The sequence below is a fragment of the Desulfovibrio sp. ZJ200 genome, assembly GCF_011039095.1.
In the GTDB taxonomy this organism is placed as follows: domain Bacteria; phylum Desulfobacterota; class Desulfovibrionia; order Desulfovibrionales; family Desulfovibrionaceae; genus Desulfovibrio.
The window spans coordinates 16,318-32,981 of record NZ_JAAKEH010000019.1 but is presented as its reverse complement, the minus strand read 5'-3'; the positions used below and the strand labels follow the sequence as shown (position 1 = coordinate 32,981).

Annotated in this window: 12 protein-coding genes and 1 tRNA gene; all 13 read right to left on the bottom strand. The window is 57.9% G+C overall.

The annotated features are described in order from the left end of the window. Positions 1–115: 115 nt before the first annotated feature. The 13 genes from G7Y52_RS07335 to rpmG all read right to left on the bottom strand — a co-directional run bounded on the left by G7Y52_RS07335 (position 116) and on the right by rpmG (position 16,664). Positions 116–1,711: a (Fe-S)-binding protein gene (locus G7Y52_RS07335; protein ID WP_165069108.1), complete on the bottom strand. Its 1,596-nt coding sequence runs from the start codon at positions 1,709–1,711 to the stop codon at positions 116–118. 12 nt (positions 1,712–1,723) lie between these two features. Further along, on the bottom strand, positions 1,724–2,665 hold the full coding sequence (locus tag G7Y52_RS07330; RefSeq protein WP_165069102.1) for a respiratory nitrate reductase subunit gamma: 942 nt from the start codon (positions 2,663–2,665) through the stop codon (positions 1,724–1,726). 523 nt (positions 2,666–3,188) lie between these two features. Further along, positions 3,189–7,361 (bottom strand): DNA-directed RNA polymerase subunit beta', encoded by a 4,173-nt coding sequence (rpoC, locus tag G7Y52_RS07325; protein WP_165069094.1) that lies wholly within the window; start codon positions 7,359–7,361, stop codon positions 3,189–3,191. 73 nt (positions 7,362–7,434) lie between these two features. Next, on the bottom strand, positions 7,435–11,574 hold the full coding sequence (rpoB, locus tag G7Y52_RS07320) for a DNA-directed RNA polymerase subunit beta (protein WP_165069090.1): 4,140 nt from the start codon (positions 11,572–11,574) through the stop codon (positions 7,435–7,437). A gap of 1,000 nt (positions 11,575–12,574) precedes the next feature. After that, the gene (locus G7Y52_RS14955) at positions 12,575–12,877 is read right to left on the bottom strand and encodes a hypothetical protein (RefSeq protein WP_206215232.1); all 303 of its coding nucleotides are present in this window, start codon (positions 12,875–12,877) and stop codon (positions 12,575–12,577) included. A gap of 20 nt (positions 12,878–12,897) precedes the next feature. After that, positions 12,898–13,284, bottom strand: coding sequence for a 50S ribosomal protein L7/L12 (gene rplL, locus G7Y52_RS07315; RefSeq protein ID WP_165069087.1), 387 nt, complete (start codon positions 13,282–13,284; stop codon positions 12,898–12,900). A 54-nt stretch (positions 13,285–13,338) separates the two neighbouring features. After that, complete coding sequence (gene rplJ / locus G7Y52_RS07310; protein ID WP_165069083.1) at positions 13,339–13,866, bottom strand: 50S ribosomal protein L10; 528 nt, start codon at positions 13,864–13,866, stop codon at positions 13,339–13,341. A gap of 314 nt (positions 13,867–14,180) precedes the next feature. Next, positions 14,181–14,888, bottom strand: a complete 708-nt coding sequence (gene rplA, locus G7Y52_RS07305) for a 50S ribosomal protein L1 (protein ID WP_165069079.1) — start codon at positions 14,886–14,888, stop codon at positions 14,181–14,183. Positions 14,889–15,042: 154 nt separating this feature from the next. Then, positions 15,043–15,465, bottom strand: coding sequence for a 50S ribosomal protein L11 (gene rplK, locus G7Y52_RS07300; protein ID WP_165069076.1), 423 nt, complete (start codon positions 15,463–15,465; stop codon positions 15,043–15,045). 66 nt (positions 15,466–15,531) lie between these two features. After that, positions 15,532–16,104 carry a transcription termination/antitermination protein NusG gene (gene nusG, locus G7Y52_RS07295; RefSeq protein WP_165069073.1) on the bottom strand — a complete coding sequence of 191 codons (573 nt, stop codon included), beginning with the start codon at positions 16,102–16,104 and terminating at the stop codon, positions 15,532–15,534. A gap of 8 nt (positions 16,105–16,112) precedes the next feature. Continuing rightward, positions 16,113–16,373: a preprotein translocase subunit SecE gene (secE, locus tag G7Y52_RS07290; RefSeq protein ID WP_165069069.1), complete on the bottom strand. Its 261-nt coding sequence runs from the start codon at positions 16,371–16,373 to the stop codon at positions 16,113–16,115. Between the two features lie 22 nt (positions 16,374–16,395). Further along, positions 16,396–16,472, bottom strand: a tRNA-Trp gene (locus G7Y52_RS07285). A 42-nt stretch (positions 16,473–16,514) separates the two neighbouring features. Then, positions 16,515–16,664, bottom strand: coding sequence for a 50S ribosomal protein L33 (gene rpmG / locus G7Y52_RS07280; RefSeq protein WP_165069065.1), 150 nt, complete (start codon positions 16,662–16,664; stop codon positions 16,515–16,517).

Below are 16,664 nucleotides of genomic sequence, written 5' to 3'. Positions count from 1 at the left end.
AATATTCTACAGCCGTCCGGCGCGGGACATTGCTGACAGAAAAAAACGGAGAGGCGCAGGGCATAAAAAAAGGGGGGCATATTGCCCCCCTTTGCAGGTATTGCTTGTATCGCGCTTACTCTTCGTCGCCTTCCCACTTGATAAAGCCGGGATTGACGTTGGCCATGGCGTTGACGATCAATTCCACCAGGCCGCCGTAAGCGAAGCTGTTTTTGGAATACAGGTCGTTGTGCTCCAGCAGCTCGCGGATCTGGCCCTTGCAGTTGGAGCAGGGGGCGCAGATGTATTTCTTGGTCTCAGGGCCAAGGCAGTCCTTGAAGGCTTCGCCGATCTGCCACATCTTTTTGCGGCCCGAAATGTTGCCGCGCCATTCATCAATGTTGTTGCGGGTCATGATCGCGAAACCCGATCCGCCGCCGCAGCAGTAGTTGTCCACACCGTGGCAGGGCATTTCGCGGAACTTGGGCGCGATCTTGTGCAGGATCTCGCGCTGCGGCTTCACAATGCCCATCAGGCGCACAGCGTTGCACGGGTCGTGCAGGGTCACGGGAAAGTCATTGCGCGAGGGATCCAGCTTGAGCCTGCCGGACATCACGATGTCGCGCAGCGTCACATAGCAGGACTCGCGCGGCACCTGGTACTCAAAGGGGATCACGCGATCCGCGATGACAGTCAGGGCCTTGTGGGCATGCCCGCACTCGCCGATGACGATCTTTTTGACGCCCAGCTCCTTGGCGGCCATCATGTGCTGCAAGGCGATGCGCGCTGTCTGGGCGTCGTCGTAGAACACGCCGTAGTTCACGCCGTCATAGGCCACGGCCTTGCTGGAGAGTGTCCAGGAGAGACCGGCCTCCTGGAAGATCAGCGAGAAAGCGGCGATATTTTCGGGCCAGGCCATGATTTCGCCGGCATTGTGCAGCAGCATGATATCCGCGCCCTGCACGTCAAAGGGCGTATGGATGCCCACGCCGGTGATCTCCGTATAGTCCTCGTCGATGAACTCCACATTTTCCTTGACCACTTCCGGGGTCATGCCGGTGGAGGAACCGACCTTCATCTGATTGATGGTGCCCTTTTCGTGCAGTTCGCGAGGATAGATGCCCAATTCCTGGCTGAACAGCTTGCGGATTTCACGGGCGATCAGACCGTTGTCCACGCCGATGGGGCAGGTCTGGGCGCAACGGCGGCAGAGATTGCAACGGTAGGCCAGTTCGCCCAGACGGGCCACTGTTTTCCAGTTCAGGCCCATGTCGCCGTAGCGCCATTTGGCAAGGGGCTCTTTTTTCACATACTGCTTGTAGATGCGCCGGAAGATTTCCGAGCGGAAATTGGGCCGGTACATTTCGTTCTCGCCCGACATTTCATAGAGATGACAGGCCGCGGAGCAGGAGTTGCACTGCGCGCAATAATCCATGCTGGTCTCCAGCATGGGCAGGAAAGTCCAGTTGTTTTCCTTGGAAAAGAGCTTGCGCATGCCGGCGAGGAACTTGTTGACCAGCTCTTCCTCTTCCTGCGGCGTCTTGGGCTTGGGAATGTTCAGCACGCAGACGTCGTCCAGGATGCAGGCCGTATTTTCCTTCTGCTCGTCCGTGAAGGGCTTCCAGGGCATGGGGCGCACGTCCAGGGAGAGCTTGGGAAGGTCATTGAGATCAATGCTGACCATCTGCCCCTCGGCAGTGGAAACATCGGTCAAGTGCAGATTGTTTTTCATGGTTGGGACTCCCTAGTCTTCGTTCTTGGGTGCTGCGGGATTGGTGGTGGCCACATCCACCCAGGTCTTGGGCTTGCCGTCGCCGGCGATGTGGTCGGCGGACCAGGTCACGTTATATTTGAGCGCATCGGCGATTTTCTGCTTGTTCCTGTCGCTGTAGTTGGTGGGTTCATCGCCCCAGCGAATGTCATGATAGGTGAAATACTTCATGAAAAGATGCCCCATATGGGTCATGGGAATCCAGATCAGCAGGAAAAAGCCCACCAGCAATTGCAACGAGAAGAGCGTGCTGGTCTGGGCCGCGAAGTTGAAGGTAATCAGGTTGTAGATAAAGGTGCGCGCCAGCTCGAAATACGAGGGGTTCACGGCCCAGGCCGCCAGGCCCAGAATGCCGAAGAGCACAAAGACCAGCAGGTTGAAGTAATGCTCGGGCGTGGTGTATTTTCTCAGGCCCTCGTCGTTCATGCGGCGCAAGACCAGCGCGGTGCCGCCGCCGATGAAGCAGAGCGTGCCGACCAGGCTCACGGCGTTAATCACGTTGCCCACAAAGATCATGAAGCCGCCGTGAGGATCGAGGCCGCAGAGCTGGGCAATGGCCGAGAGAAGTACGATGATCGTGCCGCCCATGAGCAGGTACATGCCCACATGGAAAGGATAGGTGCGGATCCAGAGCCTGGGATTGTGCTCAAGGGTGGCGTGCAGCGCGAGCACTTCGATGAGCAGGGCCTTGAGGTCGCCCCAGTGCGAGACATGGCGGGGCTTTGTCCACCAGTCTTTTTCTTCCATGAAGCTGCCGCCGTACGAGGTTTTCTCGCTGCCTTCATGAGGCACGGGGTACAGCTCCCAGCGCGCATGCAGAGGGCTGGCCGCCAGATAGGATTTGATTTTTGTGTAGGCCAGGCAAATGAAGCCGACTACCGCCAAGTAGCCCAAGATGTAAAACAAAATGGTCATGCGTTTTCTCCCGTAAGTCAAGATGCCGCTGCATCATGGGTTTGCCGGAGCGCCGGCCCCAAGCCGTCGCCGCCGCAACAAGCCCGGCATACGCCTGCTTGCCTTTCAACCTCTCCCCAATGGCGCACGCACCCCGCCGCTTTGTACCCGTGTTATCAGGAATTGGTTACAAAAGCAGGAAAGTCAAGGTGTGTGCGAAGCATCTTTGATAACGAAAATTCACAAAAATGCAAAGATCTCGCTGTGATTGGAAGAAAGGGCGGCAATCGTGACAAAAATAATTTTATTTAAATAAATCAAGTAGATTATCGGAGAAAAAGATTCCGTAAATTTTTTTGGGGGCCGGAGCAGAAAAAAATTTTTATGCAAGGCAGGAGAGGGGCAGAAGAGAGCGTTTTGCTGCTTTCATGAGCAAAACGCTCTGCCTGCAAGCTTCTCAGAAACCGCTCCAACGGAAGGAATCACCCGCAAAAAGCCCCGGACGGCATACCGTCCGGGGCTTTTTGCGGGTGAGAGCGTCGCGCTACTGGTTGAGGTCCACCAGCACGGGATTTTCCTCCAGGTCCTCCAGGAACTTGTCGGGCCGCTCTTTCTGATCCGGCACTTCGATGTCGCCGTGCACGTATTCGCGGTAGCCTGTGCCCGCCGGAATCAGGCGGCCGACAATGACGTTTTCCTTGAGGCCGCGCAAATAATCCATCTTGCCCTTGAGCGAAGCTTCGGTAAGCACCTTGGTGGTTTCCTGGAAGGAAGCCGCGGAGATGAAGGAGGAGGTTGTCAGCGAAGCCTGGGTGATGCCCAGCACCAGCGGCTCGGCCGTAGCCGGCGCGCGACCGTCGGCAATGGCCTTCTGATTTTCGGCCTTGAACTCGCTTTTGTCCACCTGTTCGCCCACCAAAAAGCTGGTGCCCCCGGAGTCGAGAATCGTCACTTTCTTGAGCATCTGGCGCACGATCACTTCTATGTGCTTGTCGTCAATGCCCACGCCCTGGAAGCGGTACACTTCCTGGATTTCATCCACCAGATAGCGGGCCAGGTATTTCTCGCCCCTGGTGCGCAGGATGTCATGCAGTTCGGGATAGCCTTCGGTGAGGGGATCGCCTGCCTCCACAAAGTCGCCGTCCGCGGCGGTGATGTGTTTGCCCTTGGGCACGAGGTATTCCTTGGCCTCGCCGATTTCCGGCGTGACCACCAGCTTGCGCTTGCCCTTGGACTCGCCCGCGTAGGTGACAGTGCCCGCGATTTCGGAAACCACAGCCATATCCTTGGGCTTGCGCACTTCAAAAAGCTCGGCCACGCGCGGCAGGCCGCCCACGATATCCTTGGTCTTGGAAGTTTCGCGGGGCTTGCGGGCGATAATATCGCCTGCCTGGATGCTCTCGCCATCCTTGACCATGATGATTGAACCCACGGGCAGGCTGTAAACAGCCGCGGCCGCGCCGTGAACGCGCTTCTTGACATTGCCGTTTTCGTCGCAGACGGAAATTGAGGGCCGGAAGTTGGTGGTGCGGTACTCCATGATGGTCAGCGAAGCCTGGCGGGTGACGTCGTCCACCTTTTCCTGCACGGTCTTGCCGTCAATGATGTCGGTGAAATGGATCACGCCCTCTTCTTCCGCCACAAAGGGCTCGTTGAAGGGGTCCCATTCGGCCAGCACCACGCCCTTGGCGACTTCCTGGCCGTCATGGACCAGCAGGCGCGCGCCGTTGGGCAGGATGTACTTCTCCCGTTCGCGGCCCTGCGCATCCACGATGGTCAACTGGCCGCTCTTGCCGAGCACCAGTTCCGCGCCGTCGCGGTTGGTCACGGCCCGCACGCGGTTCAGAATCACCCGGCCCGCGTTCTGGGCCTCGAACTTGTTCTTTTCAATGGTGCTGGAGGCCGTGCCGCCGATGTGGAAGGTGCGCATGGTCAACTGCGTGCCCGGCTCGCCGATGGACTGGGCAGCGATGATGCCTACGGTCTCGCCGGTGTTCACCAGATGGCCGCGCGCCAGATCCCGGCCATAGCAGAGCGCGCAGATGCCGCGCTCCGATTGGCAGGTCAGGGGCGAGCGCACGGTCACTGAGGCAATGCCCTTGTCGCTGAGCAGCCTGGCTTCATTTTCCGTGATCATGGTATTCTCGGGGAGCAGGATTTTTTCCGGCTCGTCCGGGTCATACACAGGGTAGAGCAGCACGCGCCCGACGATCCGCTCGGCCAGCGGCGTCTTGATATCCCCGCCTTCCTTGAGATGGCTCAGCTCAATGCCGTCCACCGTGCCGCAGTCGTGCTCGGAAACGATCACGTCCTGGACCACGTCCACCAGGCGGCGGGTCAGGTAGCCGGAGTTGGCCGTTTTCAGGGCCGTATCCGCAAGGCCCTTGCGCGCGCCGTGCGTGGAGGTGAAGTACTGCAACACCGAAAGCCCTTCCCGGAAGGAAGAGGTGATCGGCGTTTCAATGATTTCGCCCGATGGTTTGGCCATCAGACCGCGCATGCCCGCAAGCTGGCGCATCTGATCCTGATTGCCGCGCGCGCCGGAGTTGGACATCATGAAGATCGGGTTGAAGCTCTGGTTTTTCTCCTGCTTGCCGGTCTTCGGGTCCGTGAGCACGTCGTAGGAGATCTCCCTGGTCATTTCCGTGGAGACGTCCTGCGTGGCCTTGGTCCAGACATCCACCACCTTGTTGTATTTCTCGGTGCGGGTGATGATGCCGTCCCGGTACTGGTGCTCAATGTCGTCCACTTCGGCCTGCGAGGCTTCCAGGATGCTTTTTTTGGCGGCGGGGATGGTGAGATCCTTGACGCCGATGGTCACGCCCGCGCGGGTGGCGAATTCGTAGCCCATGTCCTTGAGCTTGTCGCAGAGAATGACCGTGGCCTTGATGCCGCACTGGCGGTAGGCCGCGCCCACCAGTCGGGCGATGTTTTTCTTGGTCAGGACGCAGTTGACCAGTTCAAAGGAAAGTTCCGGGGGCAGAATGTCGCTGACCAGCACGCGGCCGGGCGTGGTCTGGACGGCTTCCCCGCCCTCGTGCATGCGCACCTTGATCCGGGCATGCAGGGAGACCTGATCCGCGTCATAGGCCGCCTCCACTTCCCAGGGCGCGCAGAAGGTCATGCCCTCGCCCTTTTCAAAGCTGCGCTCCACGGTCATGTAGTAGAGGCCCAGCACAATGTCCTGCGAAGGCACGATGACCGGGCCGCCGTTGGCCGGGGAAAGGATGTTGTTGGTGCTCATCATCAGCACGCGGCATTCAATCTGGGCTTCCACGGAAAGCGGAATGTGCACGGCCATCTGGTCGCCGTCAAAGTCCGCGTTGTAGGCCGAGCAGACCAGCGGATGCAGACGGATGGCCTTGCCTTCCACCAGCAGAGGCTCAAAGGCCTGGATGCCCAGACGGTGCAGGGTCGGCGCGCGGTTGAGCAGAATGGGGTATTCGCGCACCACTTCCGAAAGAATGTCCCAGACCACCAGTTCCTCGCGCTCCACCATCTTTTTGGCGCTCTTGATGGTGGAGGCATGGCCGCGTTTTTCCAGCTCCGAGTAAATGAAGGGCTTGAAGAGCTCCAGAGCCATCTTTTTGGGCAGGCCGCACTGATGCAGCTTCAGATACGGGCCCACGGTGATCACCGAACGGCCCGAGTAGTCCACGCGTTTGCCCAGCAGATTCTGGCGGAAGCGGCCCTGCTTGCCCTTGATCATGTCGGAGAGGGATTTCAGCGGGCGGCCGTTGGTTCCGGCAATGGCCCGGCCGCGGCGACCGTTATCAAAGAGCGCGTCCACGGCTTCCTGCAGCATGCGCTTTTCATTGCGGATGATGATTTCAGGCGCGCCCAGCTCCATGAGCCGCTTGAGGCGGTTGTTGCGATTGATCACCCGGCGGTAGAGGTCGTTGAGATCCGAGGTGGCGAAACGGCCGCCGTCCAGGGGGACCAGAGGACGCAGCTCCGGCGGGATGACCGGAATCACTTCCATGATCATCCATTCGGGCTTGTTCTGGGATTCCAGAAAAGCTTCCACGATCTTCAGGCGCTTGGTCAGCTTTTTCTTCTTGGTCTGGCTCTTGGTGTTTTCGCTTTCCTCGCGCAGCTCCACGCGCAGCTTTTCCAGATCCAGCTCTTCCAGCAGGCTGCGCACGGCTTCGGCGCCCATGCCCACAGTGAGCACCTCGTCGCTGCCGTAATGATCCAGAATCTGCAGATACTGATCCTCGGAAATGACCTGGCGCTTCTGCAAGTTGGTCTGGCCCGGGTCCAGAACAATATAGGAGTCGAAGTAGAGCACCTTTTCCAGATCGGCCATGGTCATATCCAGCAGCGTGCCGATCTTGGAAGGCAGGGTCTTCAGAAACCAGATATGGGCCACGGGCGCGGCCAGCTCAATGTGCCCCATGCGCTCGCGCCGCACTTTGGAGGCTATGACTTCCACGCCGCACTTTTCGCAGACAATGCCGCGGTGCTTCATGCGCTTGTACTTGCCGCAGTTGCATTCGTAGTCCTTGACCGGGCCGAAGATCTTGGCGCAGAACAGGCCGTCCCGTTCCGGCTTGAAGGTGCGGTAGTTGATGGTTTCCGGTTTTTTCACTTCGCCGTACGACCATTCGCGAATGGCCTCCGGCGAGGCGATGGAAATCTGGATGGCTTTCAGATTGCGGATGTTGGTCACATTGGCCGACGTGCCGCGAGCGGTGAAAAGATCGTCCAGGCTCATATATGTCTACCTTGCTTTGTAAAAGCTCGTTTGGAATCGTTACTGTACTCCGTGCGCGGGCCGCGGCGGGCGTTTATTCCGCCTCGTCGTCGCGTTCGCGCAGATAGCCCACGCGCTTGGGTTTTTTCTTGCCTTCTTCCTGGTGCAGGGTCACGTTGAGCCCGAGGCTCATCAGTTCCTTGACCAGGACGTTGAAGGATTCGGGCAGGCCGGCTTCCAGGAAGTTATCGCCTTTGACAATTTTTTCATACATTTTTACGCGCCCGGTCACGTCGTCGGACTTGACCGTCAGGAATTCCTGGAGCAGGTAGGCCGCGCCATACGCCTCCAGGGCCCAGACTTCCATTTCGCCCAAACGCTGCCCGCCGAACTGGGCCTTGCCGCCCAAAGGCTGCTGGGTGACCAGGGAGTAGGGGCCCGTGGAACGGGCATGGATTTTTTCGTCCACCAGGTGATGCAGCTTGAGGATGTACATGACGCCCGTAGTGACCCGGTTTTTAAAGGGTACGCCGGTACGGCCGTCGTAAAGCGTGGTTTTGCCGTCGTTGGCAAGCCCGGCCTTGTCCATCCAGCCCCAGATTTCCTCTTCCGTGGCGCCGTCAAAGACCGGGGTCTTGGTGACGATGCCGTTGCGCAGTTTTTTGACCGAGGCGACAAATTCCTCGTCGTCCATTTCGTCAATCAGGGCGCTGATTTCTTCGGAGGCGAAAACCTCCTTGGCTTCCTTGCGCGCCACCTGGAGGGCCGCGCCGGAATCCACCAGCTCGGCCAGTTGGCGGCCCAGCTCTTTGGCGCCCCAGCCCAGATGGGTTTCCATGATCTGGCCGATGTTCATGCGCGAAGGCACGCCCAGGGGGTTGAGCACAATATCCACGGGCCGCCCGTCGGCAAAGAAGGGCATGTCTTCTTCGGGCAGGATGCAGGAGACCACGCCCTTGTTGCCGTGGCGACCGGCCATTTTGTCGCCCACCGAGAGTTTGCGCTTGATGGCGATATGCACTTTGACCATCTTGATCACGCCCGGGGGCAGATCGTCGCCTTCGGTGACTTTTTCGCGCTTGGCGTCATAAATGGCTTTGAGGTAGTCCACCTCATGATCGTAGGTCTTGAGCAGCTCGGTCACCGTGTCGTTGACTTCCTTGCTCTTGAACAGCCCGGCCAGCTTCTTGACGGGCAGAGCGTTGAGTTGTTCCTCGGTAAGAGCCGCGCCGGCTTCCACCAGCATTTCGCCCTTTTTCTTTCCCGGCACGGAGGTCGCCGTCTGCTTGCCCAGCACATGCGGAGCAAGCAGAACACGGGTGCGATCCGTCAGGGCGCGCATGTGATCGGCTTCCTTCTGATCCAGCACGGCCGTGTCGTGGGCCTCAATGGCCAGAGTGCGCTCGTCCTTCTCGCCAGAGCGGCGGTTGAAGACCTTCACGTCGATGATCGTGCCTTCCACTCCCGGCGGCACCTTGAGGGAGGTGTTTTTCACATCCCGGGCCTTTTCGCCGAAAATGGCGCGCAGAAGCTTTTCTTCCGGAGTGAGCTGCGTCTCGCCCTTGGGCGTGATTTTACCGACCAGAATATCGTCGGGCTTGACCGCCGCGCCGATGCGGATGATCCCGCTGTCGTCCAGGTTGCGCAGCATATCTTCGCTGACGTTGGGAATATCGCGAGTGATTTCCTCGGGCCCCAGCTTGGTGTCGCGGGCAACCACCTCGAATTCTTCAATGTGGATGGAGGTGAAGACGTCCTCCTTGACCGTGCGCTCGGAAATCAGGATGGAGTCTTCATAGTTGTAGCCGCACCAGGGCATGAAGGCCACCACCAGGTTTTTGCCCAGCGCAAGCTGCCCTTCGTCGATGCCCGGGCCGTCGGCGAGAATCTGGCCCTTTTTGATGATCTGACCCGGATAGCACGTCGGTTTCTGGCCGAAGCAGGAGTTCTGGTTGGACTTGTGGAACTTGAGCAGATCATAGGCGCGCACGCCGCCCTGCGCTTTGTACAAATCGCCTTCATAGGCCACCACAATGCGATCCGCATCCACGTATGCCACTTTGCCGTCGGCCGGCGCCACGATGCAGGCCCCGGAATCGCGGGCCACGTCCACTTCCATGCCCGTGCCCACCAAAGGCTTTTCCGAGCGCAGCAGCGGCACGGCCTGACGTTGCATGTTGGAGCCCATCAGGGCGCGGTTGGCGTCGTCATGTTCCAGAAAGGGAATCAGGGCCGCGGAAATGGAAACCATCTGACTGGGCGAAATGTCCATAAGAGTCACTTCGTCGCGGTGACGCATTTCCACTTCGCCCCTGACGCGCACGGTGACGAATTCGTCCAGCAGATTGCCTTCGGCGTCAATGCGGGCGTTGGCCTGGGCCACCACCTGATCGCCCTCGCGCGAGGCGTCCAGATGCACGACCTCGTTGGTCAGCCTGCCGCTGCGCACCACCCGGTAGGGGGTTTCGATGAAGCCGTAGTCATTGACCTTGGCAAAGGTGGTCAGGGAGACGATCAGGCCGATGTTCGGGCCTTCGGGCGTCTCAATAGGGCAAATGCGGCCATAGTGCGAGGTATGCACGTCGCGCACCTCAAAACCCGCGCGCTCGCGCGTCAGACCGCCGGGGCCCAGAGCGGAGAGACGACGCTTATGGGTGACCTCGGAGAGCGAGTTGGTCTGATCCATGAATTGCGAGAGCTGGGATGTGCCGAAGAATTCCTTGAGCACCGCGGCCACAGGCTTGGGGTTGATCAGATCGTGGGGCATGAGCGTGGAGATTTCCTGAAGGCTCATGCGCTCCTTGATGGCACGCTCCATGCGCACCAGGCCGATGCGGTACTGATTTTCCACCAGCTCGCCCACCAGACGCACGCGGCGGTTGCCCAAATGGTCGATATCGTCGGCCGGGCCGTGGCTGTCCTTGAGCTGGACCAGCACCTTGATGGCCGTGAGAATGTCCTTGTCAGTCAGCGTGCGCAGATCCGCGGGCTCGTCCAGTTCCAGACGCTGATTGAGCTTGTAGCGGCCCACCGGCGAAAGATCGTAGTAATCGGCATTGCGGAAGAGATTGTCAAAGAAGCTGGCCGCAATCTCAGCCGTGGGCGGCGAGGACGGGCGCAGACGGCGATAGATTTCTTCCTGGGCTTTCTGCTGATCCGGAATGCGATCCAGCACCAGCGTATCGCGAATGGAAGAAGAAGTGTCCGTGCCTTGGGTGTGCAACACGGAAATTCGCTCAATACCGGCTTCGCGCATGCGCTCCATGAGGCCGGGCGTGATTTCGTCGGCAGCTTCGGCCAGTACTTCGCCGCTCTTGGGAGCCACGGCGTCCTCGGCCAGAAACATGCCGTCCAGCAGATCCGGGCGCACCTCAATGGCCTCAATGCCAGTTTCGCAGATCAGCCGCCAGCTCCGTTTGGTGATGGGCTTGCCCGCTTTGACGAGCACAGTGCCGTCAGGCCCGGCGATGTCCGCATAGGCGTTATCCTTGCGGTAAAGCTCCTTGCGGACTTCCCAGAACAACCTGCCCTGGTCGCCCAGGCGGTAGTGTTCCCGGCTGTAAAAATAGTCGAGAATTTGCTCCTTGCTCATGCCCATGGCCTTGAACAGAATGGTGGCGGGCATTTTGCGGCGGCGGTCGATGCGCACATAAAGGATGTCTTTGTGGTCGAAATCAAAGTCCAGCCAGGAGCCGCGCATGGGGATCACCCGGCAGGAGTAGAGCACCTTGCGGCTGGTGTGCGTCTTGCCGCCGTCGTGTTCAAAGATAATGCCGGGCGAGCGCTGCAACTGATTGACGATGACCCGCTCGGTGCCGTTGATGATGAAGGTGCCTTTCTCGGTCATCAGGGGCAGGGTGCCGAAATAGATGTCCTGCTCCTTGATGTCGCGGATGGTGCGGTTGCCCGACGCTTCGTCGGCGTCATACACCACCAGCCGCACCTTGATGCGCATGGGCGCTTCATACGTCAGGCCCTTGGAGATGCACTCGGCCTGATCATACTTGGGCTCGCCTATCTCGTAACTGACAAATTCGAGGCTGGCGGTCTTGTTGAAGTCCTCAATGGGAAAAACTGTGTGGAAAACTCCTTCCAGGCCCTCGTCGGGTCTGCGATCGGCTTCGGGCACGCCTTCCTGGAGGAACTTCTGATATGAGTCTATCTGCAGGTTCAGCAGATGGGGGATGGGGAGGGAGATCTTGATCTTGCCGAACTGTTTGGTGAGCTGGCCCATGGGTACCTCAAGATAGGTAGCGGTTGCGCCCCGCCTGCAGAACAGGGGGACCTGTTGCCGCCGACCGCAGGCTGGCGCCGCGACCGTGTCGGACCCGCCGTAATCCGCGCGCTGGCGGGAGGCGGAGCCGCAACCGGCGGCTGATGAGGCAGCCTGCCGGCGGGCAGGAAATTGCTGTCAATGCATCTGAAAGCAACGTGCGTCAGTGCCGGAAGAGATGCCGATGACGCGCTGTATTCAGTCCGCGGCAAAAGTGCCGCGCCGTTTGATCCTCCAGGTAGAAAAGTCTCTTGCGCAGGCCATGCCCGCCGCGCGCCAGCCGTTGACGGCTGTGCCGCCTTACGGATGACGACAGCAGCGACAGGCGCAGGCGAAATTTACTTGCGCCGTTACGCGCCGGAGCGAGCGTTGCAAAAGCAATCTGCTCTACTGTCTGCGGGCTGAGCGCCGCTCAACGCTTGAGCCGCAGCAAAGGCGACAAAAACCCATTCCCTGTCTGGGAAACAGGGCCTGGGTCTTGCTGTCAGCCTTAAAAAAATATGCGTATACAGTAGGTTATACAAGCCAGAAAGGAAACCTCCCGTGCCGTTATATTGAACAAAAATAGATACTCAGAAAAAATTATTTTGGCAAGTGTTTTTTACAGGGAAATTCAGAGCCCTTCAGTCGGGCGAGCAATCAATACAATGGAAATAAGCTTATACGCGCATACATGATTATACTGTATTGCAAAAATTGCAACCTGCCATAGCTGCGCCCATCTTGAATATTTCCCCAACCAACTTGCAGAGTAAAGTTACGCATGCCGGCAGTTGATGGTTCATGGCCATTGGCCATCTTTCAAAAGCGCCATATATATTTCTTCAGGAAAAAGTTACCATACATACGCATGTCCCCTTTTTACCTGCTCGCCGTGCGCAGGGCAAGCGCAATAAATTTCGACACTTTCCGGAGCGCGCAGGGCGCGCCAAACCCGGCGTATGTTTGTGCCTCCAGAAAGTTAGAGCGTTTTGCGAATGAAAGTAGCTAAACGCTTGAGAGCAGTTCCCCTTTGAAACTGCCTTAGAGCATTTTCTCTTTGAAAATGCTCTGCTGACGCGAAAGCGGCAGCCGCCGCAACGCGGCGTACATTCAGGCGAAAACCGCGTTTTTCGCCTGAATGCCACCTTTGACTTTTATAAAAAGTCAAAGGTAATCTGCTCCAGATCGGTTTACTGTTGAAAACGGCAACCGCTCTAAAGAAAAGAAGGCGGAGTCTTCTGACTCCGCCTTCAAAAAAAGCAGGAAGGCTTTGTGCGGCCACAAAGCCTAGCGGCTGACAATCTACTTGATTTCCACAGTGGCGCCGGCTTCGGTAAGCTGCTTTTTGGCTTCTTCGGCCTCTTCCTTGGAAACGCCTTCCTTCAGGGTGGAGGGAGCGCCGTCCACCTTTTCCTTGGCTTCTTTGAGGCCAAGGCTGGTCAGAGCGCGCACGACCTTGATAACGCCGATCTTGTTGGCGCCGGTTTCTTTGAGAATGACGTCAAACTCGGTCTTTTCCTCAGCGGCGGCGGCATCGCCGCCGGCGGCCGGAGCCGCCATCACCATGGCCGCGGCAGGCGCGGCGGCGGAAACGCCGAATTTGTCTTCCAGTTCCTTGATGAATTCGGAAAGTTCCAAAACAGTCATGTTGGAGATAAACTCAACAACGTCTTCTTTGGTCACGGCCATGATACTCTCCTGATCTTCGGCTTTTGAAAGTTCTGCTGCAAAATGCCTTTCAGCCTACGCGGCGGCTTTTTCCTTCTGCTCCTCAATGCCCTTCAGAGCATAGAGCAAGCCACGCAGCATATTGGCAAACAGCGACACAAAGTTGGTGGGCACGGCGTTCATGGTGCCAAGCAAATGGCCGAGCAACTGTTCCCTGCCGGGCAGTTTGGCCAGAGCTTCCACCTGGGCGGAGGTCATTTCCTTCCCTTCCAGGCTGGCGCAGCGAAGCGTAAACAGCTTGCTTTGCCTGGCAAAATCGTTGAGCGCCTTGGCCACCGCCACAGGGTCGTCGAACCCAAGGGCCACGCCGCAATTCTCATGGAACTTGTCCTTGAGCGCGTCATGCGTGCCGCCGGTCAGAGCAATACGAGCCAGGGTGTTCTTGACGACATGATACTCGCCGCCTGCATTGCGCAGGCTCACCCGCAGGTTCGTCAGCTCTTCCACCGTCATACCCTTGAAGTCCGTCAACACCGCAAAGGAAGCCTGGTCGGCCTTGGCCTTTATGGCTTCAATAATCGCGGCTTTTTCAGACCTGTTCACGTGATACCTCTCACGTTCGGGGTTGCCAGGTGGAATGCCGAGCCAAAGAAGAAGCGTCTGGGCAGGTGATTAAGGGCCAATGCCCGCCTGCCGTCTTCGACTCGAATTCCGTTTCCTCAGACATCCGGCCTGAAACTGCAATTCAGGCCGGTATAAAAAGCCGAGTTTCAGCTTTTTGTTATGATTGGGAAAAGCGGGATTTTTTTCTTGTGGCACGGAGGAGGATTTTTTGCGCAGTGTACAAAAAGATACCCGACTGGAGCAAAAAATTCGTCTGACGCAGCCACAAGGAAAAAGAGCCGCTTTGCCCAGGGTTAACCCTCAAGAAATTTCTTCACGAGCGGCATATCAATCTTGAAACCCGGGCCCATGGTAGTGGAAACCGCCATGGACTGCATGTACGCGCCCTTGGCCGCCGAAGGCTTAAGCCGATTGACGGTATCCAGCAATGCCTTGAGGTTGCCCAGAATTTTTTCGGAACCAAAGGAAACTTTGCCCAAAGGGGCATGCAACACGCCGGCTTTGTCGACCTTGAATTCCACGCGACCGGCTTTGAGCTCACTCACGGCTTTGGCAACGTCAAAGGTGACGGAGCCGGTTTTGGCATTGGGCATCAGACCGCGCGGTCCCAGCAGGCGACCGATCTGGCCGACCAAAGCCATGACGTCCGGAGTGGCGACTGCGGCGTCAAACTCAAGCCAGCCTTCCTTGACTTTGGCTACCAAATCTTCGGCGCCCACAATATCGGCGCCGGCCTCCCTGGCTTCAGCCTGTTTTTCGCCCTTGCAGAACACGGCCACGCGCACTGTCTTGCCCAGGCCGTGCGGCAGGGTGACGGCGCCGCGCACCATCTGGTCGGAGTATTTGGGATCAACGCCCAGGCGGATAGCCACGTCCACGGTTTCATCAAATTTGGCAAAAGCCGCTCCGAGAGACTTGCTGACCGCATCTTCAACACTGAAGCGATCTTGCAAGTTGTGACCCTCAAGGGCCTTGCGAAAGTTTTTGCCATGTTTGGGCATGAGATATTCCTTGTCGTTTTGCATCTCCTGCCGGTTCCCGGCATGAGCGGAAAGCAGCAGTACAATTGATTTCAACGAGTATGAGCAAAAAAAGCTTCGCTCATCAGTGGTATCCGCCGCAAGCGGCAGTACGCCCTGGGCGGACTTACGAAGCTTACTTTATATCAATGCCCATGCTGCGGGCAGTGCCGGCTATGGACTTGATTGCCGATTCCAGGCAAGCGGCATTCAGATCCGGCAATTTCAGCCTGGCGATCTCTTCCACCTGGGCCATGCTCAAGACGCCCACCTTGTTGCGGTTGGGCTCGCCGGAACCCTTTTCCAGCTTGGCGGCCTTCATGATCAGCACCGAAGCCGGAGGCGTTTTGGTGATGAAAGTGAAGGAACGGTCGGCAAAAACCGTGATGACAACGGGAATAATCATCCCTTTTTGATCCTGAGTTCTGGCATTGAACTCCTTGCAGAAGCCCATGATGTTCAGGCCGTGCTGGCCCAGGGCCGGGCCTACCGGCGGCGAGGGATTGGCCCCGCCCGCGGGAATCTGCAATTTGATTTTGGCAACTTCTTTTTTGGCCATCTGCGTTATCCTTCGTCGCTCTTTCGTGCGGCTTCCCGATATGTCACGACCGCCGCACGGGGCAAGTTAGCCTTTGGAAACCTGTACAAAATCCAGCTCCACCGGCGTCTGACGACCGAAGATGGAGACGGAGACGCGCAGCTTTCCCTTGTCATAGTTGACATCTTCCACCACGCCGTTGAATCCGCCGAAAGGCCCGTCAATGACGCGGACTTCGTCGCCCCGGTCGAAGTTGAACTTGGGCCGGGGAGTTTCCTGACGTGTTTCCATCAACGCCAGAATGCGCTCGGCTTCGCTGTCGCGCATGGGCGTGGGGCGATTCTTGCCGCCCACAAAACCGGTCACCTTGGGGATGGATTGCACCAAATGCCAGGATAAGTCGGTCATAATCATGCGCACCATCACATAGCCAGGGTAGAACTTGCGCGTTGTTGTGCGCCTTTCTCCACCCTTGGCAAGCTCGATGACCTTTTCGGTGGGTACCACCACCTCCTGGATAAGGCCCTGATCCTGCCCGGTGCGGCTCATCTCGTTGATGGTTTTTTGCACGCGCTGCTCAAAACCCGAATAGGTATGCACAATATACCAGCGAGATTTTTTGCCCAGCTCGGAATTTTCGTCAATAACGGGATCTTTCATAACAGCCTTCAGGACAGAACGGACTTGATCAAAGCCGACAAGCCAAGATCCACAAGCCAGAGAATAAACGCCATCACAGCCACAAAGCCCAATACCGCAAGCGTGGCTTTGCGCGTCTCTTTCAGCGTGGGCCAGGTGACCTTGCGCAGCTCGGCCTTGGAATCTTCCACATAGCGCGCAAAGCGCGTCACGGAATGCGCAAGGCGCGCAAATGGATTCAAGGTCTTCTCTGCCTTGGCGTCAACGGCTTGAGCCTGTTTTTTTGCCATGATGATACCTAAAGATAAAAAATGGCAGGGCAGGAGGGATTCGAACCCCCAACTTGCGGTTTTGGAGACCGCCGCTCTAGCCGTTAGAGCTACTGCCCTGCGTGCCGTCCGGGGGGCTTGCGCCCCCCGCCGGAAAGTTTGCTACCTGGTTTCGCGATGCACTGTGTGCTTCTTGTCCCAGGGACAATATTTTTTGATTTCCAGCCGCCCGGTCGTATTTTTCTTGTTCTTCCGGGTGCTGTAATTACGCCGTTTGCACTCGGTGCAGGCCAGAATGATGTTGACTCTCAT